Annotated in this window: 21 protein-coding genes; 10 read left to right on the forward strand and 11 right to left on the reverse strand. The window is 43.3% G+C overall.

Going from position 1 to position 21,249, the window contains the following annotated elements:
* Nucleotides 1-33 precede the first annotated feature (33 nt).
* The 4 genes from HMPREF2983_RS12215 to HMPREF2983_RS12230 are packed head-to-tail and all read right to left on the reverse strand — an operon-like array spanning nt 34 to nt 4,116.
* On the reverse strand, nt 34-363 hold the full coding sequence (locus HMPREF2983_RS12215) for a hypothetical protein (RefSeq protein ID WP_070668834.1): 330 nt from the start codon (nt 361-363) through the stop codon (nt 34-36).
* A 26-nt stretch (nt 364-389) separates the two neighbouring features.
* Nucleotides 390-3,281 (reverse strand): golvesin C-terminal-like domain-containing protein, encoded by a 2,892-nt coding sequence (locus tag HMPREF2983_RS12220; RefSeq protein ID WP_070668837.1) that lies wholly within the window; start codon nt 3,279-3,281, stop codon nt 390-392.
* A 13-nt stretch (nt 3,282-3,294) separates the two neighbouring features.
* On the reverse strand, nt 3,295-3,840 hold the full coding sequence (locus HMPREF2983_RS12225) for a 1-acyl-sn-glycerol-3-phosphate acyltransferase (RefSeq protein ID WP_004370882.1): 546 nt from the start codon (nt 3,838-3,840) through the stop codon (nt 3,295-3,297).
* Nucleotides 3,841-3,846: 6 nt separating this feature from the next.
* Complete coding sequence (locus HMPREF2983_RS12230) at nt 3,847-4,116, reverse strand: hypothetical protein (RefSeq protein WP_004370881.1); 270 nt, start codon at nt 4,114-4,116, stop codon at nt 3,847-3,849.
* A gap of 196 nt (nt 4,117-4,312) precedes the next feature.
* Here HMPREF2983_RS12230 and HMPREF2983_RS12235 point away from each other — a divergent pair, with 196 nt between their 5' ends.
* Together HMPREF2983_RS12235 and HMPREF2983_RS12240 are read left to right on the forward strand one after the other, a co-directional pair.
* Entirely contained in the window at nt 4,313-5,953 is a 1,641-nt protein-coding gene (locus HMPREF2983_RS12235) for a diphosphate--fructose-6-phosphate 1-phosphotransferase (protein WP_070669002.1), read from the forward strand.
* 88 nt (nt 5,954-6,041) lie between these two features.
* Nucleotides 6,042-6,905, forward strand: coding sequence for a glycoside hydrolase family 25 protein (locus HMPREF2983_RS12240; RefSeq protein ID WP_070669004.1), 864 nt, complete (start codon nt 6,042-6,044; stop codon nt 6,903-6,905).
* Between the two features lie 523 nt (nt 6,906-7,428).
* Here the strand turns inward: HMPREF2983_RS12240 and pheS are convergent.
* Complete coding sequence (gene pheS, locus HMPREF2983_RS12245) at nt 7,429-8,469, reverse strand: phenylalanine--tRNA ligase subunit alpha (protein ID WP_004370877.1); 1,041 nt, start codon at nt 8,467-8,469, stop codon at nt 7,429-7,431.
* A gap of 194 nt (nt 8,470-8,663) precedes the next feature.
* Here pheS and HMPREF2983_RS12250 point away from each other — a divergent pair, with 194 nt between their 5' ends.
* The 3 genes from HMPREF2983_RS12250 to HMPREF2983_RS12260 are packed head-to-tail and all read left to right on the forward strand — an operon-like array spanning nt 8,664 to nt 11,307.
* The gene (locus HMPREF2983_RS12250) at nt 8,664-9,518 is read left to right on the forward strand and encodes a DUF4348 domain-containing protein (RefSeq protein WP_004370876.1); all 855 of its coding nucleotides are present in this window, start codon (nt 8,664-8,666) and stop codon (nt 9,516-9,518) included.
* Nucleotides 9,519-9,529: 11 nt separating this feature from the next.
* Nucleotides 9,530-10,543, forward strand: coding sequence for a UDP-N-acetylmuramate dehydrogenase (gene murB, locus HMPREF2983_RS12255; RefSeq protein WP_070669006.1), 1,014 nt, complete (start codon nt 9,530-9,532; stop codon nt 10,541-10,543).
* Nucleotides 10,540-11,307 (forward strand): MBL fold metallo-hydrolase, encoded by a 768-nt coding sequence (locus HMPREF2983_RS12260; protein WP_070668840.1) that lies wholly within the window; start codon nt 10,540-10,542, stop codon nt 11,305-11,307. The genes murB and HMPREF2983_RS12260 overlap by 4 nt, the downstream gene beginning before the upstream one ends.
* Here the strand turns inward: HMPREF2983_RS12260 and HMPREF2983_RS12265 are convergent.
* Genes HMPREF2983_RS12265 through HMPREF2983_RS12275 form a run of 3 tightly spaced genes read right to left on the reverse strand, consistent with a single transcriptional unit; the run spans nt 11,297 to nt 12,120 of the window.
* The gene (locus HMPREF2983_RS12265) at nt 11,297-11,542 is read right to left on the reverse strand and encodes a hypothetical protein (protein ID WP_018920185.1); all 246 of its coding nucleotides are present in this window, start codon (nt 11,540-11,542) and stop codon (nt 11,297-11,299) included. The genes HMPREF2983_RS12260 and HMPREF2983_RS12265 overlap by 11 nt on opposite strands.
* A 3-nt stretch (nt 11,543-11,545) precedes the next feature.
* Nucleotides 11,546-11,896, reverse strand: a complete 351-nt coding sequence (locus tag HMPREF2983_RS12270) for a phage holin family protein (RefSeq protein ID WP_004370869.1) — start codon at nt 11,894-11,896, stop codon at nt 11,546-11,548.
* 2 nt (nt 11,897-11,898) lie between these two features.
* Nucleotides 11,899-12,120 (reverse strand): YtxH domain-containing protein, encoded by a 222-nt coding sequence (locus HMPREF2983_RS12275; protein ID WP_004370867.1) that lies wholly within the window; start codon nt 12,118-12,120, stop codon nt 11,899-11,901.
* Between the two features lie 251 nt (nt 12,121-12,371).
* Between HMPREF2983_RS12275 and HMPREF2983_RS12280 the strand changes: the two genes are divergently transcribed.
* The 5 genes from HMPREF2983_RS12280 to thrS all read left to right on the forward strand — a co-directional run bounded on the left by HMPREF2983_RS12280 (nt 12,372) and on the right by thrS (nt 17,921).
* Nucleotides 12,372-12,857 carry an SPOR domain-containing protein gene (locus tag HMPREF2983_RS12280; protein WP_004376182.1) on the forward strand — a complete coding sequence of 162 codons (486 nt, stop codon included), beginning with the start codon at nt 12,372-12,374 and terminating at the stop codon, nt 12,855-12,857.
* Nucleotides 12,858-12,894: 37 nt separating this feature from the next.
* Nucleotides 12,895-13,329: a Holliday junction resolvase RuvX gene (gene ruvX, locus HMPREF2983_RS12285; RefSeq protein ID WP_070668842.1), complete on the forward strand. Its 435-nt coding sequence runs from the start codon at nt 12,895-12,897 to the stop codon at nt 13,327-13,329.
* A gap of 9 nt (nt 13,330-13,338) precedes the next feature.
* Entirely contained in the window at nt 13,339-13,902 is a 564-nt protein-coding gene (def, locus tag HMPREF2983_RS12290; protein WP_070668845.1) for a peptide deformylase, read from the forward strand.
* 9 nt (nt 13,903-13,911) lie between these two features.
* Nucleotides 13,912-15,885, forward strand: coding sequence for a tetratricopeptide repeat protein (locus HMPREF2983_RS12295; RefSeq protein ID WP_070668847.1), 1,974 nt, complete (start codon nt 13,912-13,914; stop codon nt 15,883-15,885).
* Between the two features lie 86 nt (nt 15,886-15,971).
* Entirely contained in the window at nt 15,972-17,921 is a 1,950-nt protein-coding gene (gene thrS / locus HMPREF2983_RS12300) for a threonine--tRNA ligase (RefSeq protein WP_070668850.1), read from the forward strand.
* 267 nt (nt 17,922-18,188) lie between these two features.
* Here thrS and HMPREF2983_RS12305 read toward each other — a convergent pair whose 3' ends face one another.
* The 3 genes from HMPREF2983_RS12305 to HMPREF2983_RS12315 all read right to left on the reverse strand — a co-directional run bounded on the left by HMPREF2983_RS12305 (nt 18,189) and on the right by HMPREF2983_RS12315 (nt 21,249).
* Nucleotides 18,189-19,169 carry a DUF7833 domain-containing protein gene (locus tag HMPREF2983_RS12305; protein ID WP_070668853.1) on the reverse strand — a complete coding sequence of 327 codons (981 nt, stop codon included), beginning with the start codon at nt 19,167-19,169 and terminating at the stop codon, nt 18,189-18,191.
* Nucleotides 19,170-19,521: 352 nt separating this feature from the next.
* Nucleotides 19,522-20,535, reverse strand: coding sequence for a GGGtGRT protein (locus HMPREF2983_RS12310; RefSeq protein ID WP_004370856.1), 1,014 nt, complete (start codon nt 20,533-20,535; stop codon nt 19,522-19,524).
* Nucleotides 20,536-20,547: 12 nt separating this feature from the next.
* A complete protein-coding gene (locus HMPREF2983_RS12315; RefSeq protein ID WP_004370855.1) occupies nt 20,548-21,249 on the reverse strand; it encodes an iron-sulfur cluster assembly scaffold protein in 702 nt (233 codons plus the stop codon).

A 21,249-nucleotide genomic window follows, 5' to 3' on the forward strand; every position in this document is an offset into this window, starting at 1 on the left:
GGTGGAAAAAACTGTATTTTCGACCACGATATATTAAACTTCTTCTGCCTGTTCTTCTTGCGTTTCACCTTGCTTGTTCTTCCACTCTGCATAGAGTAGGACAAGATTGTGAAGGCCGATAGCTTTCATGTTAGTATTGTAAATCACGTCTAAGCAAAGATCAAGAAGGTTCTTATCATTGCCGGTCTCACTTTCCAAAAGTGAGCGGACATTGAATTTCAGCTTGTCAAGCACGGTCTCATCAATAATCCCATTGCTGTCTACGAGGTTACGCATGAGCTGATATTTGTCAATTGTTGCTAAATGTAGGTCGCTGATCTCTATTGAACGCGTACCGGATTGGTTGGCTTGGATTTTATACATGATTGTATATTTTAAGATATTACTATTTATTTCATAACATATTGAAGGATGCCACGCATAATCGCATTACGTTTTTCTCTTGACTTGATACATTCTAAAGGGAAACCTGTGGTGAAAACATGATAATCATTGCCTTGATATCCAACGGCAGCACTGGTGCCATCACTATATTGCATGGCACAAATTGCATTCATTACAGGATTTAATCTGTCTACAGATGTTGCTGCATAATGTAGAGGATTGGTCTGGCGATAAATGTCAAATGAAGTACCAAGTCCGTTAATTATTTCTCCTGCCATTGTTGAATCATTTTGCTGATAGCTGACTTTCAGCACATCAGTCAGGAATTGTTGTTCATTAACATCTTGCATATCACTCCCTATATAGCTACCACTAACAATCAAGTTTCCATGCTTCTGTGTATAGTTACGCAGATGATTTTGCAAAGTTTTAGGCAGGACTTTATAATAGCCTAAGGCATGAGAGTCATATTTTTGTAGTCCTAAGATGAGGTCAATGGCTTGGTATGCGAAAAGATTTATATTTTCTGTTTCCAAAACTTGAGCTGAACAACTGACAATGTTGTATTTTCTAGCACTTGCAATAGCTTCGGTATGTGCTTTTACCGCAGAGAAATCATTGCCCATGATGAAACGTCCTGCAAGTTCATCTCCACCATATCCAAGTCCCCCAGGTCCTTCTATACCCATTCGGGATACGTTGAATTCTTGTTGAATTCCATTCCAACCGGCTGTCAGTCCATACGAAACGCCTGGATCTTTGTCCAATTCAAAGCCCTGTTTTTCACCATTATTTATCACGGCAGGGCCAGAAAGACGGTTAAAACCGTTAACAACAAGAATGTTTTTCGTTGCTCCTTCTTGTCTGTAGGCAGAGAGTTCTTCTGTTGGAAAGCTTTCTCCACCCCGGTTAATTGCCGTGACTTTGAAATTATATTGAATGCCGGGAGCTATTTGAAGATCATAAAACGGTTTCTTTACAATCGTTCCATTGTCATATCCAGAGGCCCCGATAGCGGTGTAAACCACATAAGCATTTGGGTGAGCCGAAGGTTCCAAGTTGTCTTCTGTGGCTTTCCATGCAAGTCTTATATGGCTGTTATCTGTAAATTCCACTTTGAAATTATGAGGGGCAAGAGGCTGTATGATTGTCGGTCGGCCATGTCCTTCATTGATAAATCGTGTGACTGTCTTATACAAAGAGCGTGCCATTGCGAACTTAAAATTAGGGTCTTGTCCCAAAATCATATCCGGGAAGTTCTGGTGGGAGAGTGTTTCAATAATTGCAGATGGCACTTCTGGATTACGGGTTTCAGAATAGTTGCGATCCCATAGATAGCGTCTTGCCCAGCGATTTGCAATGGCAGGAAGATCTCGGTCAAACCCATTTAACAGTCTGTTTGCAAAATCTTTTGATATCAAGCGAGAAATACCGGAGTTTAATTTGCCTTCATTAAAGTTAGTTGTACAAATCGCCAATGAACCAATAAGTCCTCCATTGCTGTCAAATCCGGCATCACTATGCACGGCAAGCGATAATTCTATAGGAACTTTTTTCCCTTCTATGCTTGGTTCATAGCAAGAACCTCCTCCCAACCAATTACTCATGTAAGAGCGTGCATTGATATCATCTGCATAGTCATTTTGCCCCAATCTGCCATTATATACAGTTGCCGGAGCGCCGGCCCATTGCGTATAATAGCGTGCTCCTTCCAAGCATCTTGGGTAGCCGCTGGTTGTTCCTCCACGCTCAATATTTCCCATACCACCACCAAACCTTACAGCATCAGCTGTTACAACACCATGATGTTTAGAGCGGTTTGTAATCACTACGCGGTTCTCTTGGCTTGAACCTTTTGCAAAATCAAAGGTTCCTAAATAAACCCAAGTGCTGCCTCCCATGGTTTGATTAACCGTGAAACGTGTCGCTTCTCCTTTGTGATAAACGATGTATTCTGCATCGGGAATGCTTTTGTCCAAAGTTTGATAACTTACATAAACGGCATATTTTCCATCATTATTCAAATATGGTTGGTATGAAATGAGCGAATAGTTTTTGCTTTTTGTTGCTTTTGCCATTCGTGCAGTTCCTGCTGTAAAGGGATTTTCTGCATTCTCATACGTCCCCAAATGGAATGAAAAGCCTTTTTCTGGGGTAGTCTTCCAGTCTCCCTTTACATTTACTTCGAGGTATGACGGACTTTTCGAAACATCATTGTCTACAATCTGTTCATCTGTTTGCCAGTCTCTTTCACGCGGTGTAAAGACCACAGCACCAGCGTTCTGCAGCATTGGAAGCAGATAAGGAACTACGATAGTTTGTGTAAACAAGTCTTCTGTTGTACCGAAAAGATTAGGGCGTTGCCACTTCCATACTCCTTTGTCAGCGTCATAATAGCGGCCATGGCTTGCCCATAGGGTTATATGTCTGTTATGCAATCCATGGGTTATGCCAAATGGACGCGAGGCATTCTCTGTCCAAGGAGCATCTTTATATTCAATATCACCCCAAAAACGATTTCCTTCATTGTCTGGAACAATTGCATCTTCAGGAAGATATTGCAGGGGCGTTCCACATGTCTGAACAGATAGCTGATATTTCCTGCAGTATGATGGCAATACCTTTTTGATACCCTTAAATAACTTCTTTACATCTCTTGATGTAAGATCTTGATTAGCAAAGTTATTACTTATTGAGATAATAACAGTTTCTCTGCTATTGTCTATCTGTAATTTATCAATACTTATAAGGTCGGAAGAATGTTTCTTCTCCGTGCAATATTTTGTCAGATAGTTGCCTATGGTATTCTTTAATGACGCATCTTCCACCGGCATAAAACCATAGAGTGGGGAAGAAAGCGCCAAGATTAATCCAAAAGCAACTATTTTCTTTCTCATATAAAAATTTGATTTAGTATGCAAAGTTTTCAGGCTTTTTGCCTTTAAACTCTTTGAAATAAGCTTTTATCTTCGGCATATCTTCATCAATGTTGCCCGAAGGTATAAAGCTTTCTGTGCATGTTATTTTCTTCTTCTCATAGTCTACACCGTATAAGAGAATAGGAATACCAGCTTTCAAGGCAATGAAATAGAACCCTTTTTTCCAGTCTGCATTAGGAGAACGGGTACCCTCCGGGGTGATGCATAGCTTGAAAGAAGTTTTCTTTGCAGCTGTTTCAGCCAGATTGTCGGTCATACTTGTGTGTTTGGATCTCCATACAGGAATTCCCCCCAACCTCTTAAAGATAACTCCCAAAGGCCAGAAGAACCACTCTTTCTTCATCAGAAAGTTTGTCTTTAGGCCTTCCGCCTTTGTGTAAAGCTGCCCGATGAGGAAGTCCCAATTGCTCGTATGTGGCGCAAGGCAAATGATAAACTTGTCTGGATGAGCTACAGTAATCTCCTTAGTCCATCCCATTTTCTTATAAAGTAGCCAGTTGCAGAATGTTCTAATCATTTCCTTTTATAAATTCTGAATATGGTCTACAATCTCAGCAGCCTGTTTGTTGAAGTCTTCAATGATAGCTTTATAGTAGGTCTTTGCGGGCAATCCCGGTTCAGGATGAGACACACGGCGGATAAAATCACTGTGGACTCTGAGGATGGAAACCAATAGTGCATCGACATTCTCCTGCCTTACTTCCTTGTTGTATAAAGCTGCTGCTACAGTTTCTGCAAACAGATCACTGCAAATGTAATTGATAGATTGTTTCAATGTGCGTTTATTTGCCATAATATTCCATATTTGATATTTCTACATGCCAAAGATAGAAAAAAATAAGAAAAGCAGTGCATATAAAGTGGAAAAAGTTTTCTTTAATCCTCGTTTTCTCTTTTTTTATTTCCATATGTCATGGAAAAACCGTATTTTTGCAGCTGTTCTAAAGTCTGAAATTAGTTATTCTAAAATATATAAAGCTAACAAAATTATGGAAATTAGTGCATTGCAGAAAGAAAGAGCTGCTTATCAGCCAAAGCTGCCTAAGGCTCTTCAAGGTGCAGTAAAGATTGTAGAGGGTGCTCCCACAAAGAGTGTTGACAATCAAGAAGAAATCAAAAAGCTGTTCCCTAACACCTATGGTATGCCTCTGATAGAGTTCGTGCCGGGTGAGGAAAACAACACCAAGAGGATTAATATCGGTGTTATTCTCTCCGGAGGTCAGGCTCCCGGTGGACACAATGTCATCAGTGGTTTGTTTGATGCTGTCAAAAAGCTGAATTCGGAGAACCGTCTTTATGGCTTCCTGATGGGGCCAGGCGGTCTTGTTGACCATAAATATATTGAGATTACAGCCGATTTTATTGACCAATATCGCAACACCGGTGGCTTCGACATGATTGGTTCGGGGCGTACAAAGCTTGAAAAAGAAGATCAATTCGAAAAGGGTCTTGAGATTATCCGTAAGTTGGATATCTCGGCTATTGTTATCATCGGTGGTGATGATTCCAATACCAATGCCTGTGTTCTGGCTGAATATTATGCAGCTAAGAAGTATGGTGTTCAGGTTATCGGCTGCCCTAAGACCATTGATGGCGACTTGAAGAACGACCAGATTGAGACTTCTTTCGGTTTCGATACGGCAACAAAGACCTATTCTGAGCTTATCGGCAACATTGAGCGCGACTGTAATTCAGCCCGCAAATATTGGCACTTCGTCAAACTGATGGGCCGTTCTGCATCTCATATTGCACTTGAATGTGCACTTCAGACCCAACCGAATATCTGCCTCATTTCAGAGGAAATCGAAGCAAAGGACATGACACTCAATGCGGTTGTAGAGAATATAGCCAAGGCTGTTGCTCATCGCGCAGAGCAGGGAAACAACTTCGGTGTTGTCTTGATCCCTGAAGGTCTGATAGAGTTTATTCCTGCCATAGGTCGCCTGATTCAAGAACTGAACGACCTTCTTGCTGCACATGGTGCTGATTATAAAGACCTTGACAAGGATGCTCAGCGTGAATATATCCTCTCACATCTGTCAAAAGAGAATGCCGCTACGTTTGAGACGCTGCCCGAAGGCGTTGCCCGCCAGTTGAGTCTTGACCGTGATCCTCACGGAAACGTACAGGTTTCACTGATTGAAACAGAGAAACTGCTCTCTGAAATGGTTGCTGCCAAGCTCGCAAAATGGGCCAAGGAGGGTAAGTACAACGGTACTTTTGCTGCTCAACATCACTTCTTCGGTTACGAAGGTCGTTGTGCTGCTCCATCCAACTTTGATGCAGACTACTGCTACGCTTTAGGTACAAGTGCGGCTCAGCTCGTTGCAAACGGCAAGACCGGTTACATGGCAATTGTCAAGAACACCATTGCCAAGACCGATGAATGGAGAGCCGGTGGTGTGCCAATCACAATGATGATGAACATGGAGAAGCGTAATGGTGAGATGAAACCTGTTATCCGCAAGGCACTTGTTGAGCTTGATGGCAAGCCTTTCAAGACTTTTGCTGCCAAGCGTGATGAGTGGGCTATGAATACGGAATACGTTTACCCGGGCCCAATTCAGTATTGGGGGCCTGCTGAGGTTTGCGACCAGCCTACCAAGACTTTGGTTCTCGAACAGGAATAATTTCATTCCTATTTTACCATAAATAAACCATATAGGGAGAGGAATTTGTCGCCAGACGGATTTCAATCCCTATATGTATTCTTATGCAATGATGAGTACGAAACGAACTACAGCCCGAAAAACCACACGCACTTCGCATACGAAGGGTAGGCGAAAGGCTACCCGTTCGCGCCGTACTTTCCTGCATCGTTATCCCAAATGGGCTGTTGTTCTGGGTGCCGTAGGCATGATTGCACTCTACATCTGGTGTTTTTATTATTTCTTTGTCAGTCCTACTGGTTTCAGATGGCGTGCGCTTTATGGAGATGCCAAATACCCTGCAGGCTATGAAATCCATGGCATAGACATTTCTCATTATCAGGTAGATATTGATTGGGGACTGCTTTCCAATGCAATGGTTAACGGGTGTCCGGTGCGCTTTGTCATTATGAAGAGCACTGAAGGAACGGGTAAGCTCGATGAGACTTTCTATGAAAACTATCAGAGTGCAGGTGATTATGGCTTCATTCGAGGGGCATATCATTTCTGGAGTAATAAGTCATCGGCCCGCGACCAGGCTTACTTTTTCCTGAAAAAGGTTCATCTTAACGACGGCGATCTTCCTCCTGTGCTTGATGTGGAGCATAAGCCTAAGGAACAAAGTGTGGAGGATTTCCAACGCGATATATTGACTTGGCTTCATATTGTCGAGGATAAATACCATGTGAAGCCAATCATCTACACCTATTATAAGTTCAAGCAGAGCTACTTGTCTGCTCCTGTTTTCGACGACTATCCCTATTGGATAGCACATTACTACGTTGAGAAAATAGAATATAAAGGCCCGTGGAAGTTCTGGCAGCATACGGATGCAGGGCGTTTGCCAGGCATAAAAGGCTATGTGGACTTGAATATATACAACGGAAGTTATTATGATCTCAAGCAGATGACCATTGGACGTAAAAGGTGGTGAGCATGCCCTTATACCATTTCTTCACAGTATCTCTTTTGTCATTCATCCTCTTTCAAAAGAAGCAGAGGCTAATACTTCATTGTTGATTATTTTGACAATAGATTTGCATTTGCTTCTCAAAAAACATTATCTTTGTGTCGGGGGAGAGTGTAATCGCACTTTCCTCTTTTTTGTTTCTCGGGGAAACTGTATTGTAAAATGCATTGAAACAGACTGTAATCTGCATCAAGTCAGCCTTCAATATGCGTCATTTCATGCGCTGTTTTGATGCTTTTCGCACGGTGATTTGCCGTGAATGAAGTTGTAAACCAGCGAGAATGATTGAATATTCATTTACAGATGAAAAAATCAAACAAATCATTTTGTCCGCTATTTTGACTTCTTTCTTAAATTATCTTAAAGCAGGAAGCTGTATTGAAACTTTGAATAAAATCTATCATCTATAGATACTCAAAAGAGGATTACCTCTCGATGAAGGTAACCCTCTTATGTATGATTGTATTTATATCGCTGTAACCTGCTCTTAATATGCTGACTCAAACTCTTTCAGGAAACGTGTGTCGTTCTCTGAAAACAGGCGTAGGTCGCTGACACGGTATTTGAGGTTGGTAATGCGTTCGACACCCATACCGAAAGCATAGCCCGTATATTCATTGCTGTCTATGCCGCAGGCTTCAAGCACATTGGGGTCAACCATGCCGCAACCGAGTATCTCAACCCAACCGGTATGCTTGCAGAAGCCACAGCCTTCACCGCCACAGATGTGGCATGAGATGTCCATTTCTGCACTCGGTTCAGTGAAAGGGAAGTAGCTCGGACGCAGACGTATCTTTGTATCCGGGCCGAACATTTCGCGTGCAAACGTGAGCAGAACCTGCTTCAAATCAGTGAAACTGACGTTTTTGTCGACATAAAGTCCCTCAACCTGGTGGAAGAAGCAGTGTGCGCGGGCGCTGATAGCCTCATTGCGATATACACGACCGGGACACAGAATACGGAAAGGAGGCTTGTGAGTCTCCATGAAATGCGACTGGTCTCCGGAGGTATGCGAACGCAGCAGGATATTTTTCGTCACGTCATTTGGGTCACTTTGCTCAATGAAGAAAGTGTCTTGCATGTCGCGTGCAGGATGATCTGCTGCAAAGTTCAGCATGGTGAAAACGTGCTTGTCATCGTCAATCTCCGGGCCGTCTGCCAGAACAAAGCCCATGCGTTGGAATATTTCGATGATTTCATTCTTGACAATTGTCAGCGGATGACGCGTTCCAAGTCGGATAGGATAGGCTGTGCGGGTGAGGTCTATGTCATCCCCTTGTGCCTTTTCTTCGGCAAGTTCTTCTCTCAGACTGTTGATTTTGTCGGTTGCCGTCTGCTTGAGTTCATTGATTTTTATACCGATATTCTTCTTCTGGTCTGCTGCAACGTTGCGGAAATCAGCCATAAGAGCGTTGATTTCACCTTTCTTGCTAAGATATTTAAGACGCAACTGTTCTACGTCCTCTGCATTCTTTGCAGTCAAACTGCTTACTTCTTTTAGCAGTTCTTCTATTTTCTCTAAAAGCATATACTTGTTAAAAACGTTTTTAATCTTACTCAATGCTGCAAAGTTACGTATTTTTATTGAGAATAGGAAAGTGCAAAATGATATTTTTAGTGAGGTTCTGCATTTTTAGGTTTCTTTGTTGTTGCAATCGAAATAAAGTTGTATTTTTGCATAGAATTTGAGAGTAAACATGTTTTAGGCATAATTAAATAGGTATGAGAAAGTTTACGGTAGCTTTTAGTTTTATATTTATCTTGGTAACAGCTTTCGTTTCTACAACGGGCTGTACGGGTAAAAAGCCGACTTCAACAGATAGCGTAGAGGTTGATTCCACACAGGCTGACTCTACTTCTGCCGACACATTGGAAGCACTGATGACAGAGCAACCGCTGCCGAAAGCCGCAGATGAATTGTTTGATGACTTCTTCTTTAACTTTGCAGCAAACCGAAAACTGCAACGCAAACGCATTCATTTCCCGTTGCCGGTATATAGGGATGGAAAGGTTGTAAAGACCATCAAGAAAGGAGAGTGGAAGATAGATAACTTCTTTATGCGCCAGGATTTCTATACGTTGATATTTGATAATGCCAAGCAAATGCAGGTTGTCAAGGATACCACTGTCTCTCATGTGGTCGTTGAAAAGATTAATCTGAATGCAAAGACCGTAAAGCAGTATCTCTTCAACAGGATTAATGGTGAATGGCTGTTGACTTCCATTGACTTCAAACACATGTATAAGAATACCAATGCCTCGTTCTTGAAATTCTATAATCGCTTTGCAGCTGACTCCGCTTTTCAGATGCAGAGTGTGCATGATCCATTGGCTTTTGTCGGGCCTGATCCCGATAATGATTTCAGCAATACATCGGGAACACTGCTTCCTGAACAATGGCCTTCGTTTGCACCGGAGCTTCCTCGTGAACTGATTTATAATATTATCTATGGGCAGAAGTACACGGAAAGCAATCAGAAAATATTCGTTATTCGCGGTATTGCCAATGGTCTGGAAACCGAATTGACCTTTAAGCGGCACGGTGGAAAATGGATGTTGACAAAACTCTCAATGTAACTTGTGAAACCATGAAAGATATTAGAAACTATAGTTTGCTGAAGCACAACACTTTTGGTATTGATGCTTTGTGTAAACGTTTCCTGGAATATGCTTCTGTAAACGAAGCAAAAGAATTAGTATTGCAGCTGACAGATGATGACAGTCCGATTTTAATCATAGGAGAGGGAAGCAATCTTCTCTTGCAAGGTGACTATCCCGGAACGGTCATTCATTCTGCCGTGCGTGGTATAGAGGTGAAACCTGTGGAAAATGGTTACTTGCTTCGTTGTGGCTCCGGTGAGATATTCGATGATGTAGTGGCCTATGCTGTTTCCCATGGCTATTATGGTATGGAGAACCTTTCACTTATTCCAGGTGAAGTGGGGGCAAGTGCTGTTCAGAACATCGGGGCATATGGTGCTGAAGCAAAGGATTTCATAGAGGAGATAGAAGCTGTAGAAATAGCAACAGGGAGGGAAGTTAGACTCGCAAACAGTGCGTGTGAATATAGTTATCGGCAAAGTAAATTCAAGCATGAATGGAAAGAAAAGTTTCTGATTACAGCTGTTACTTACCGTCTTTCAAACGTTTTCACTCCCCGATTGGATTATGGGAATATCCGCACCAAGCTTGCTGAAAAGAAGATTATGCAGCCAACGGCAGAGGAGTTGCGCCGTACAATCATTGAAATACGGCAGGAAAAACTCCCCGATCCCAAAGTAATGGGAAATGCCGGCAGCTTCTTTATGAACCCTATTGTGGATGAAGATAAATATAAACAGTTGCGCATGCAATATCCTCAGATACCTTCTTATCAGGTCACTGAACACACTTACAAAATTCCGGCTGGTTGGATGATTGAGCAGTGTGGCTGGAAAGGCAAGGCTTTGGGTAAGGCCGGAGTGCATGACAAGCAGGCTTTGGTGTTGGTTAATCGTGGTGGTGCTTCTGGAAAGGATATTATCACACTATGCCATACCATTCAGCATGATGTGAAAGAACGTTTCGGGATAGAGATTAATCCGGAGGTGAATATACGATGAAAGTGATTCTTCTGGGCACGGGAACCTCTCAGGGAGTTCCCGTTTTAGGTTGTAATTGCGAAGTATGCAAAAGCAGTGATCCTCGCGATCATCGTTTTCGGACTTCTGCTTTGATTGAAACGGAGTCGACCCGAATACTGATAGACTGTGGCCCTGACTTCAGGGAACAAATGCTTTTGCAGCCTTTCAGGAAGATTGATGCCGTTTTACTGACGCATATTCACTATGATCACGTGGGTGGTATTGATGACCTGCGCCCATTTTGTAAATTCGGTGACATTGATATTTATACGGATTCAAATGTCATTCATGGGCTAAAGCACAACATGCCCTATTGTTTTCCCACGAATGGAGACCTCTATCCGGGAGTTCCCAGACTGGTTTTGCATGAGATTAGACCGCATGAAAGATTTTCTGTTGGTGATATTGACATTGTTCCCATAACAGTGATGCACGATACATTGCCTGTTCTTGGTTTCAGAATGGGCAAACTTGCCTATATCACAGACATGAAGCGGATAGAAGAAACAGAGCTTTCTTACCTGGAAGGTATAGAGGTGTTGGTTGTCAATGGGTTAAGATGGAAGCGGGAACATCATAGCCACCAACTGATTGATGATGCCATTGCCTTTTCCAAAGTGCTTGGTGTAAAACGGGTTTATCTTATTCACATGACACACGAAATCGGCTTGCATAATGAAGCAGGCCGACTTCTTCCTCATGGTGTTGAATTTGGGTATGACGGTGAAACGATTACCGTTTGAACTTGCGGTAAAGCTTCCAACCCAATATTGCACCGTCAATGACAGTTGCACCTGTATTGATAAGACTTGATATCCGTTTTGAAGGTGATGTGTTCTTATCGAAGATATCAGATGGTTTGAAAAGGCTATGCCAAAGTGTCCGTATCTTCTGGTCGTCCTTCAAGATGTCATTACGCAGCATTTCCTTGCGTATTCTGATATCATTAAGTGATTTATATTCAGTAACAGTTTCCATGAATTATTTGCTGAAAAAAAGGTTTGCTAAGAAACGGACCAAAGGCCTTTCTATCCACTGATGCCTAAAAAGAATACACAAGACGAGTAGTAAAAGGTAGCAACACCCCACGATAGAGAAAGCGGCAACACTTCCCAAGCAAGTGCTGAGCAGAAAAGCTGCGGCAAAACTGAGGTAAATAAGTGCTAACATCATTAGAACAACGATTACTGCCGAGATTGTAATTGCAGTAATCAGCCGCACGACTTTCTCAACTACATCAAGCTTCAAACATTCTTTCTGAAGCTCGATGTAGTGTTTGAACACCTCTACGAGTTGTCCTATAGTTTCGATATTTCTGTCGTTTGAGAACATGATTATTCAGCAACAACGTCAGTAGCAGCGTCTTTGATGTCATCAACGAAGTCGTCTACATCCTTGCGTGTAAGTTTGATATTATGCTTCTTGCAGAAATCATCAACCGCATCGGTAATCTTTGTACGTGTGTCTGTTCCCTTTTCCGGAGCCATCAACAGACCTAATGCAGCACCAGCAATAGCACCACCTAAGAATGCTCCAATGTAACCTAATGTCTTCATAATCCTAAAATTTAGTTGATAAATATATAAACTTGTATCCTTTAATATCTTAATATATCGTCATGAATACATAGGCAAATATAATAAAAGTTTTGCAATAAAACAATGAAAGCGAATTCAAATTTTATTAAATCCTTATGATTTTCTTGATTTAACAAACTTTATGTGGGCTTTTCGCAGGTAATTGTGATATATTTTGTATTTTCGCACGAAATATGATTAAAGTCTAATTTCATTAAAATAAGAGAATTATGAAAAAAACTATGGTATTGTGTATAAGTCTCTGTACGGCTTTAGCTTTTACAAGTTGTAAGTCAAGTGAGAGTGCTTATAAGAAGGCGTATGACAAGGCTAAGGCCCAAGAAGCAACGCAACAGAGTGAGCCTATGACAACTTCTCCGGTGGTTACTCCACTTGAGCAGAAATCTGCAACCGAGACAACGGTGATGGATAATGTGGATAATGCTGTTGTTCGTCAGGAGAATTTCTCTGTGGTTAATGGCCCTGAAGTCAAGAATTTCGGTGTTGTAGTAGGTTCTTTCTCATTGAAAGCCAATGCCGAAGGTGTTCAGAATACGTTGAGAAATGCCGGATATAATCCAACGATTGTCTATAACAATGAGCGTAATATGTATCGAGTAGTTGCTACTTCGTTCGATAGTAAGGCTGATGCCGTTAGGAGTCGTGATGCATTGCGTGCTAAATACTCAGATGCTTGGTTGCTATTCAAGAAATAAACAAGTAACTATCCTCAGTAGAGAATAGTTTAATGATATGGCACGTATACTTTCTATAGATTACGGTAAAAAGCGTACGGGATTGGCAGTGACCGATTCATTGCAGATTATTGCAAATGGATTGGCCACTGTTTCTACATCTTCTCTTATAGACTATCTTAAAGACTACATTGCAAAAGAGCCGGTAGAACGGATTGTGATAGGCCGACCTACACAGCCGGACGGCCGACCCAGCGAAAACCTTGTACGTGTGGAGCAGTTTGTCAATCGCTGGCGTAAGCTCGTGCCAAACATCCCCATAGAGTATTACGACGAGCGCTTCACATCGGTTATAGCCCATCAAGTTGTCATTGACAGTGGGGTTAAGAAAAAGGTCAGAAAAGAAAATAAAGGCTTGATAGATGAGATTTCTGCAACGATTATCTTGCAGGATTACATGCAGTACAGGCACTCGATGTTAAACAGAAAATAAGATTAATTCATGATATTACCTATATATATATATGGCCAACCTGTATTGAGGAAGGTTGCACAGGACATAACAGCTGATTATCCTCAGCTGAAAGAACTCATTGGAGATATGTTTGAGACGCTGACTGCAAGCAACGGTATTGGGTTGGCGGCCCCACAGATAGGAAAAGATATCCGTGTTGTGGTTATTGACCTTGATGTCTTGAGTGATGACTACCCTGAATACAAGGGGCTCAGAAAGGCATTCATCAATGCGCATATTCTCGAATTTGATGAAGACTCCCCCAAAGAAACGATAGAAGAGGGGTGTCTGTCCCTGCCCGGACTTTCTGAAAAAGTGACCCGTCCGACGCGTATCCACGTGAAATATCAGGATGAAGATTTTGTCGAACACGATGAGTGGGTCGATGGTTTCCTTGCACGGGTGATGCAACATGAATTTGATCATTTAGAGGGAAAAATGTTCATTGATCGTATTCCCCCTCTCCGAAAGCAGATGATTTTCAGCAAACTCAAGGCAATGATGAAAGGTAAGTTCCGTTGTGCTTACCGAACTAAAGTGGCTCATAAGTAATGTTTGCAAATGATGAAGCGACTGCTGACATTGTTTGCAATAGTGGTTACGGTGCATTTTGGTGCGTATTCACAATACAACACAGAGCGTTTGCTTGATGTCAGTGCTACTGCATTGGACAATAGAGACTATGTAGTCGTTATTCAACATTGCAACAATATCATTTCCAACAGGCCTTATTTATATAGAGCTTGGTTTTATCGTGGTATAGCCAAACAACGGCTTGGCGACTATACCGGTGCAGAAGAGGATTTTAATCAAGCCGTAAAACTTAATCCCTACGTACACGAACTGTTTCGTGAACGTGCCAACAATCGAATTGTCTTACGGTCATATGTGGATGCAATCCACGACTATGACAGAGCAATCGCCTTGGATCCGGATAATAAAGAGTATTGGTTTAACAGGGCGCTTTCACGCTATTATCAGCATGAGGTACAGCAGACACGTCATGATTTGCAATATATCTTGAAGCGATGGCCTGCACTCCCCAATACTTATGCACTGATGACCGAAACCTATCTGAATGCCAATGATACGTTGCAGGCACGGCAATGGGCAGAGAAAACTGTGAGAGTTAACCCTTACGATGGTAACTCTTGGTCGATATTGGGACGTCTGTATCTGAGGCAAAGTAATTGGCGCAAGGCTGATCAGGCATTTGGAAAAGCTATTCACTACACCCCCAATGTAGTCAACAACTACACTTATCGTGCCATGTGTCGGGTTAATCTCAACAAGCTCCGACAGGCTATGGAAGACTTCAACAAGGCTATAGAAATGGATCCTAACAGTTTCCTTGCGCATTATAATCGCGGGCTTTTGGGGCTGACGGTGGGAGATGATAACAACGCAATCAAGGATTTCAGCTATGTATTGCGCCTTGAACCTAACAATCTGCAAGCCCTATATAACCGTGCATTATTGTTGGACAGAGTGGGTGACTATCGTGGAGCTATCAGCGATTATTCGCGTGTAATCTCCAAGTTTCCTAATTTCTGGTCAGGTCTTCTTAGCCGTGCCAAATGCTATCGACACTTGGGGTTGACTGCAAAAGCAGAACTCGATGAATTCCGGGTATTGAAAGCTCAGATGAACAAGCATCTTGGAATTCAGCAGCGTTGGAGCAAGGAGAAGTTGCGCAGCGTTAGGAAAATGAACGACTTTGATATTGAGAAATACGATCAGTGGATTGTTCTGAATGACGAAGTCTCTACACCGCAATATTCAAGTAAAATCCGTGGATATATCCAGAACCGTGAAGTTTCCACAGATTACATGCCTCTGTATTTCCTGTCTCTACAGCCCTATTCCAATGGAATAAATGAATATCAGATTGTAAACAAGTCTGTTGATGCTTTCAATCTTAAAAAGTCTGCCTTACACAAACTATATGTCAGTTGCCGCATTGCGCCCGCAGAGCCCCAGCAGGCCAAGCAATTCTTCCAATTGATAGAGACACTTACTTTGCGCATTCAGGCTTCTACCGATATGAAAGTGCTTCCCGATTTGCTCTTACAGCGTGCTGTTGCCTACACGACAACCTACAATTACGAAGCAGCCTTGAATGATCTGAACGCCTGTATAGAGCAGGATTCAACCCTTGCTTTGGCTTATTGGCAACGGGCAGCCTGTCTGTTGGCATCGAAGGAACATGCAACCCCTGCAAAGACCAATGGTCTGTTTATCAAGAAAGTCGCAGACGATTTGAAGCGTGCCGTTGCACTTGATACCGGCAATCCCTATCTGCTTTATGATTTAGGCAATGTCTATGCTTTGCAGAATGATTATACAAATGCCATCATTTGCTATGGAAGTGCCCTGAAATACAACAGTCGTATTGCCGAAGTCTACTATAATCGAGGCATTGTAAAGATGGCTTTACAGCAGCGGTCGGATGCTTTGAAAGACTTAGGTACTGCAGGTGAATTGGGACTTTATGACGCTTATGCTTTGATTAAGCGGTATTCTACGAAGAAATAGCAAAATAATGTGTTTCTTTATTTTGCCATCTCATGCTTTTAGAGTAACTTTGCGCTAACAATTGATTTATAAAACTAATTTGTAATATGGTTAAAATCACTTTCCCAGACGGATCTGTCCGTGAGTACGAACAGGGCGTAACTGGTTTGCAAATCGCAGAGAGTATTTCGCCGGCTCTCGCCCGCAACGTTGTATCTTGCGGGGTTAACGGTGAGACTGTAGAATTAAATCGTCCGATTAATGGGGATGCAAAGATTGCACTTTATAAGTTTGACGATGAAGAAGGCAAGCATACCTTCTGGCATACTTCAGCCCATCTTCTTGCAGAAGCTTTGCAGGAACTCTATCCAGGCATTCAGTTTGGCTTTGGGCCTGCTGTTGAAAGCGGCTTCTTCTATGATGTCATGCCACCAAAAGGACAGACTATTTCAGAAAATGACTTCCCGAAGATAGAGGCTAAGATGCTTGAATTGGCCAAGAAAGACGAGCCTGTTGTCCGCAAGAATATCTCTAAGTCTGACGCGCTTCAAGAGTTTCAGGCTGACGGACAGACCTATAAATGTGAACATATCGAGCAGGATTTGGAAGATGGAACCATATCTACCTATACCCAAGGACACTTTACAGACCTCTGCCGTGGGCCACACTTGATGTCAACAGGACTTATCAAGGCTGTCAAGATAACGAGTGTTGCTGGTGCATTCTGGCGTGGAGATGCCAAGCGTGAGCAAATGACCCGCATCTATGGCATCACTTTCCCGAAGAAGAAACTTCTGGATGAATACCTTGTTATGTTGGAGGAAGCCAAGAAGCGCGACCACCGAAAGATTGGCAAGGAAATGGAACTTTTCATGTTCTCTGACCGTGTAGGGAAAGGGCTTCCTATTTGGTTACCCAAGGGAACACAACTGCGCCTGCGTCTTCAGGAGCTGCTGCGTAGTCTCTTGCGCCCTTATAACTACCAGGAAGTCATCACTCCGGGCATCGGTGGCAAGAGTCTTTATGTCACTTCGGGCCACTATGCACATTATGGCAAAGATGCTTTCCAGCCAATCCATACGCCTGAAGAAGACGAGGAATACATGCTGAAACCGATGAACTGTCCTCATCACTGTGAGGTCTATGCCCGCAAGCCTCGTTCCTACAAGGACTTGCCTTTGCGTATCGCAGAGTTTGGAACGGTGTTCCGCTATGAGAAGAGTGGAGAGCTGCATGGGCTTACCCGTGTGCGCACTTTCACGCAGGATGATGCACATATCTTTGTGCGTCCCGATCAGGTCAAAGCTGAATTTGAAACCAACATTGATATCATTCTCAAGGTTTTCAAGACTTTCCAATTCGATAACTACGAGGCACAGATTTCATTGCGTGACCCAAAAGACAAGGAAAAGTATATTGGCTCAGATGAGATTTGGGAGGAAAGTCAGAATGCCATCCGCGAAGCTTGCAAGGAGAAGGGACTTGTTGCACGTGAAGAAATCGGTGAAGCTGCATTCTATGGGCCTAAACTTGACTTCATGGTGAAAGATGCTATCGGGCGTAAATGGCAGTTAGGCACAATTCAGGTTGACTACAACCTGCCCGCTCGTTTCAAGCTTGAATATACGGCTGAAGACAACACCAAGAAGACTCCGGTGATGATACACCGAGCACCGTTCGGCTCGTTAGAGCGTTTCACTGCCGTGCTCATCGAACACACCGCAGGTCACTTCCCATTGTGGCTCACTCCCGATCAGGTCGCAATTCTGCCTATTTCAGAGAAATATAACGATTATGCAAAGCAGGTTAGCAAGTATTTCGACTCCGTAGGTGTGCGCGCTGTCATTGATGACCGCAATGAGAAGATTGGGCGTAAAATCCGCGATAATGAGTTGAAGCGTATTCCTTACATGGTCATTGTCGGTGAGAAAGAAGCTGCCGAAGGGCTTGTTTCCATGCGTAAGCAGGGAGGAGGCGAGCAGGCTACCATGAAAATGGAAGAGTTTGCCAACCGTATTAATGCAGAAGTTGCAGACATGTTGAAGACTCTGGATTGATCATCCTCCGGAGAATTTCATCGCTAAGCGAAAGCTCCTTTTCAGGAATAGACACCGTATAAAGGACCGGCAGCAATGCTCCTTCATTGGGACTTGCTTGCCGGCCCTTTCTGTTTTCCAGGGGAAATCCATGTGGAAACACATTCTCATCTCTATCGAATTACCTTGCAATCTGCGTCATATTACACTGCAATCTACGTCATGTTACCGCCTGTTTTGAGTCAAAATAGGTCGTCATCTGCATGTAGTCAGCGGGCTTGATGCACTTTAATGGTGCTGTGCAAGACTTCTCTGCTCATAGAGATGATTTTGATAGGTCATGAACTGTGCCCGCGTGTTGCTTCCTGGACGCATCAGATTGGCCAAATAGTCCTTGGCATCTGCTGCAGAACGTACATGTTTGGCATGCATCTGACAATAGTGCCAGAACCAGAAGAGCACATTCCGACGCACGGTGAAATTCTTGCAGACCGCAAGGTTTGCCATATGTTCAAGACTCGCCATATAGTCATTATCCTGATAGAGCTGGCTGAGAAGCTGGCGCGGTATGCCTTCTTCTGAAGGCGAGGGGGCAGCAACCGAAGGCTGATCTTCCCGATGTCTGACGGGTGCTACCTGTGATTTTGCCATAGCTGTTGCCTTCGCATGATTTCTCTGTAGGGTGCAGGCTGCTGACGGTGTGTCGGCTTTTGCCGAAAGTTTTGTTCCCGATTGAGAATTATTCTTAGAAGAATCGGCGTCGACGTCGGCCTTTTCTACTTCTTTTTCTTCGTCTTTTATTTGTTCTTGTTCTTTGTTCTTGTTCTTAGGAAAGCTAACTTTCTGATTATCAAGTGTCTCATTTGTTAATTTATCTAAACTTCTGTTTGACTTTTCTTTTTTTGCTGAAGTTTTGAGGAAAAACCGTAAAAGATACGGACTTGAAAATATCTTTCCTCCTGCTTCAATTTCAAAGAGTGAAGGAAAGTCAGCTATAAGCTGCAAAATGGTGCGTCGGTTTTTATGGCATGCGTGTGCAATTTCGCCTACAACATAGAGAGGGGCACGGCAGTCCGTACGGCGTTCTATGAGGTATTTCATGATGTAGAGCACAATTCCCCAACCCTCTATGCCATATTTATCCCTGACAAGTGTCATGTCATAAGAATTGAGCATCGAGATTTCGAAGCGCACGAAGATTTCTGACTCTTTACAGTCGCGGTGGTTTCGGGCTACCACATGGCCCTGTTGTTTCCTGATTTTTTCCATCGGAGTATGATTATTAAGTTGTTATCCTCTTTATAAAAGACAGACTTCATGAAGCAGATTGCAAATGCGTTTGATAGCCTTCATTTGGACTGTCGCCTGCAAAGATACAAAATTTCATACTCCATTTGCAAGTCTTTTCCAAAGAAATTCATGAGGAAAGCTTAGTGTACACCTATTTTGTATCACTTTTCAGCCTTTGTGGTTGTTTCGTTCAAGCTTTTAATGACAATGTCAAGAGACATTTCATCAACAAAAATCCCCTCCTGGAAAATATCCAAAAGGGGACTAAGAGTTTGTTGGCATCTGCGAAATATAACAGGTGTGCAGCCTGTTTTCGCAAAGCTACATCTGTTTATTTCTTGTTCAGAGCGAGGTCAAGTGCAACGGCAATAGCTACGGTTGCACCTACCATCGGATTGTTTCCCATACCGAGGAAGCCCATCATCTCAACGTGGGCAGGAACTGAAGAAGAACCTGCGAACTGCGCATCAGAGTGCATGCGCCCCATGGTGTCGGTCATACCGTAAGAAGCGGGGCCTGCTGCCATGTTGTCCGGATGCAGTGTACGGCCCGTACCACCACCTGAAGCCACAGAGAAGTAAGGCTTGCCTGCTGCTACACGCTCCTTCTTATAAGTGCCGGCTACCGGGTGCTGGAAGCGCGTCGGATTGGTAGAATTACCGGTGATAGATACGTCAACGTTCTCTTTCCACAGGATAGCAACACCTTCGCGAACATCATCAGCGCCATAACACTTTACTTTTGCGCGTGGCCCATCAGAGTAGGCAGTCTCTTTTACAACGTTAACTTGGCCCGTATAGTAGTCAAACTTGGTCTGAACGTATGTGAAGCCATTGATACGGCTGATAATCATTGCAGCATCCTTACCAAGACCATTCAGGATAACGCGAAGTGGTTTACGGCGAACCTTATTGGCCATTTCTGCAATCTTGATAGCACCTTCGGCAGCAGCAAACGACTCGTGACCTGCGAGGAAAGCGAAGCATTCTGTCTCTTCACGGAGCAGACGTGCTGCAAGGTTACCATGACCGAGACCTACTTTGCGGTCATCGGCAACAGAACCGGGAATACAAAAGCTCTGCAAACCAATTCCGATAGCCTCTGCCGCATCAGCAGCTGTCTTTACACCTTTCTTTATAGCGATAGCTGTTCCACATACATAAGCCCACTTTGCATTCTCAAAGCAGATGCGTTGTGTGTCCTCACACATCTGATAAGGATCTACACCGGCCTGCTCGCAAATCTCATTAGCCTCTTCGATACTGTTGATACCGTTCTCTTTCAGCGCTGCAAGGACTTGGTCTATACGGCGCTCCTGGCTCTCAAAACTTACTTTTCTAATCATTTCTGTATCTCCTTATTTTTTACGTGGATCAATAGATGTAACAGCACCTTGAGCCTCTGTTGTGCGGCCATAGCTGCCCGTGAACTTCTTGACAGCCTCGTTTGCGTCCATACCATTCTTGATAGCTTCCATCATCTTGCCCAGATGTACATACTCATAACCGCAAACTTGGTTGTCTTTGTCAAGGAACTGCTTGGTGATGTAACCTTCTGTCAGTTCGAGATAGCGTGTGCCCTTTGCAACAGTGCCATAGAGTGTACCGGTCTGACTGCGGAGCCCCTTACCGAGATCCTCAAGACCTGCACCGATAACAAGACCGCCTTCAGAGAATGCACTCTGGCTGCGTCCATAGACAATCTGCAGGAAAAGCTCACGCATTGCAGTATTGATAGCATCACAAACCAAGTCGGTATTCAGCGCTTCGAGGATTGTCTTGCCTGGAAGTATCTCTGAAGCCATAGCTGCAGAGTGGGTCATACCGGTACAGCCGATAGTCTCTACGAGGCACTCCTGAATGACACCGTCCTTGATATTCAGTGAAAGTTTGCAGGCACCCTGCTGAGGAGCACACCAACCCACACCGTGAGTGTAACCCGAGATGTCTTTAATCTCTTTAGCTTGAATCCATTTTCCCTCTTCAGGAATAGGAGCTGGGCCATGATTTGGACCCTTTGCGACAACACACATGTTGTCGACTTCTTTAGAATAAATCAT

Origin of the sequence: Prevotella sp. HMSC077E09 (assembly GCF_001814685.1) — a bacterium.
GTDB classification, from domain to species: domain Bacteria; phylum Bacteroidota; class Bacteroidia; order Bacteroidales; family Bacteroidaceae; genus Prevotella; species Prevotella oris.

What these genes read in the sequence shown, in the direction of transcription:
- HMPREF2983_RS12265 (WP_018920185.1), bottom strand. Translation starts at nt 11,542, where the DNA reads ATGGAAACTGTTACTGAATATAAATCACTTAATGATATCAGAATACGC.
- HMPREF2983_RS12310 (WP_004370856.1), bottom strand. Translation starts at nt 20,535, where the DNA reads ATGATTAGAAAAGTAAGTTTTGAGAGCCAGGAGCGCCGTATAGACCAA.
- HMPREF2983_RS12305 (WP_070668853.1), bottom strand. Translation starts at nt 19,169, where the DNA reads ATGGAAAAAATCAGGAAACAACAGGGCCATGTGGTAGCCCGAAACCAC.
- murB (WP_070669006.1), top strand. Translation starts at nt 9,530, where the DNA reads ATGAAAGATATTAGAAACTATAGTTTGCTGAAGCACAACACTTTTGGT.
- HMPREF2983_RS12275 (WP_004370867.1), bottom strand. Translation starts at nt 12,120, where the DNA reads ATGAAGACATTAGGTTACATTGGAGCATTCTTAGGTGGTGCTATTGCT.
- HMPREF2983_RS12295 (WP_070668847.1), top strand. Translation starts at nt 13,912, where the DNA reads ATGATGAAGCGACTGCTGACATTGTTTGCAATAGTGGTTACGGTGCAT.
- def (WP_070668845.1), top strand. Translation starts at nt 13,339, where the DNA reads ATGATATTACCTATATATATATATGGCCAACCTGTATTGAGGAAGGTT.
- HMPREF2983_RS12220 (WP_070668837.1), bottom strand. Translation starts at nt 3,281, where the DNA reads ATGAGAAAGAAAATAGTTGCTTTTGGATTAATCTTGGCGCTTTCTTCC.
- HMPREF2983_RS12250 (WP_004370876.1), top strand. Translation starts at nt 8,664, where the DNA reads ATGAGAAAGTTTACGGTAGCTTTTAGTTTTATATTTATCTTGGTAACA.
- HMPREF2983_RS12225 (WP_004370882.1), bottom strand. Translation starts at nt 3,840, where the DNA reads ATGATTAGAACATTCTGCAACTGGCTACTTTATAAGAAAATGGGATGG.
- HMPREF2983_RS12270 (WP_004370869.1), bottom strand. Translation starts at nt 11,896, where the DNA reads ATGTTCTCAAACGACAGAAATATCGAAACTATAGGACAACTCGTAGAG.
- HMPREF2983_RS12240 (WP_070669004.1), top strand. Translation starts at nt 6,042, where the DNA reads ATGATGAGTACGAAACGAACTACAGCCCGAAAAACCACACGCACTTCG.
- HMPREF2983_RS12215 (WP_070668834.1), bottom strand. Translation starts at nt 363, where the DNA reads ATGTATAAAATCCAAGCCAACCAATCCGGTACGCGTTCAATAGAGATC.
- HMPREF2983_RS12315 (WP_004370855.1), bottom strand. Translation starts at nt 21,249, where the DNA reads ATGATTTATTCTAAAGAAGTCGACAACATGTGTGTTGTCGCAAAGGGT.
- thrS (WP_070668850.1), top strand. Translation starts at nt 15,972, where the DNA reads ATGGTTAAAATCACTTTCCCAGACGGATCTGTCCGTGAGTACGAACAG.
- HMPREF2983_RS12235 (WP_070669002.1), top strand. Translation starts at nt 4,313, where the DNA reads ATGGAAATTAGTGCATTGCAGAAAGAAAGAGCTGCTTATCAGCCAAAG.
- ruvX (WP_070668842.1), top strand. Translation starts at nt 12,895, where the DNA reads ATGGCACGTATACTTTCTATAGATTACGGTAAAAAGCGTACGGGATTG.
- pheS (WP_004370877.1), bottom strand. Translation starts at nt 8,469, where the DNA reads ATGCTTTTAGAGAAAATAGAAGAACTGCTAAAAGAAGTAAGCAGTTTG.
- HMPREF2983_RS12260 (WP_070668840.1), top strand. Translation starts at nt 10,540, where the DNA reads ATGAAAGTGATTCTTCTGGGCACGGGAACCTCTCAGGGAGTTCCCGTT.
- HMPREF2983_RS12230 (WP_004370881.1), bottom strand. Translation starts at nt 4,116, where the DNA reads ATGGCAAATAAACGCACATTGAAACAATCTATCAATTACATTTGCAGT.
- HMPREF2983_RS12280 (WP_004376182.1), top strand. Translation starts at nt 12,372, where the DNA reads ATGAAAAAAACTATGGTATTGTGTATAAGTCTCTGTACGGCTTTAGCT.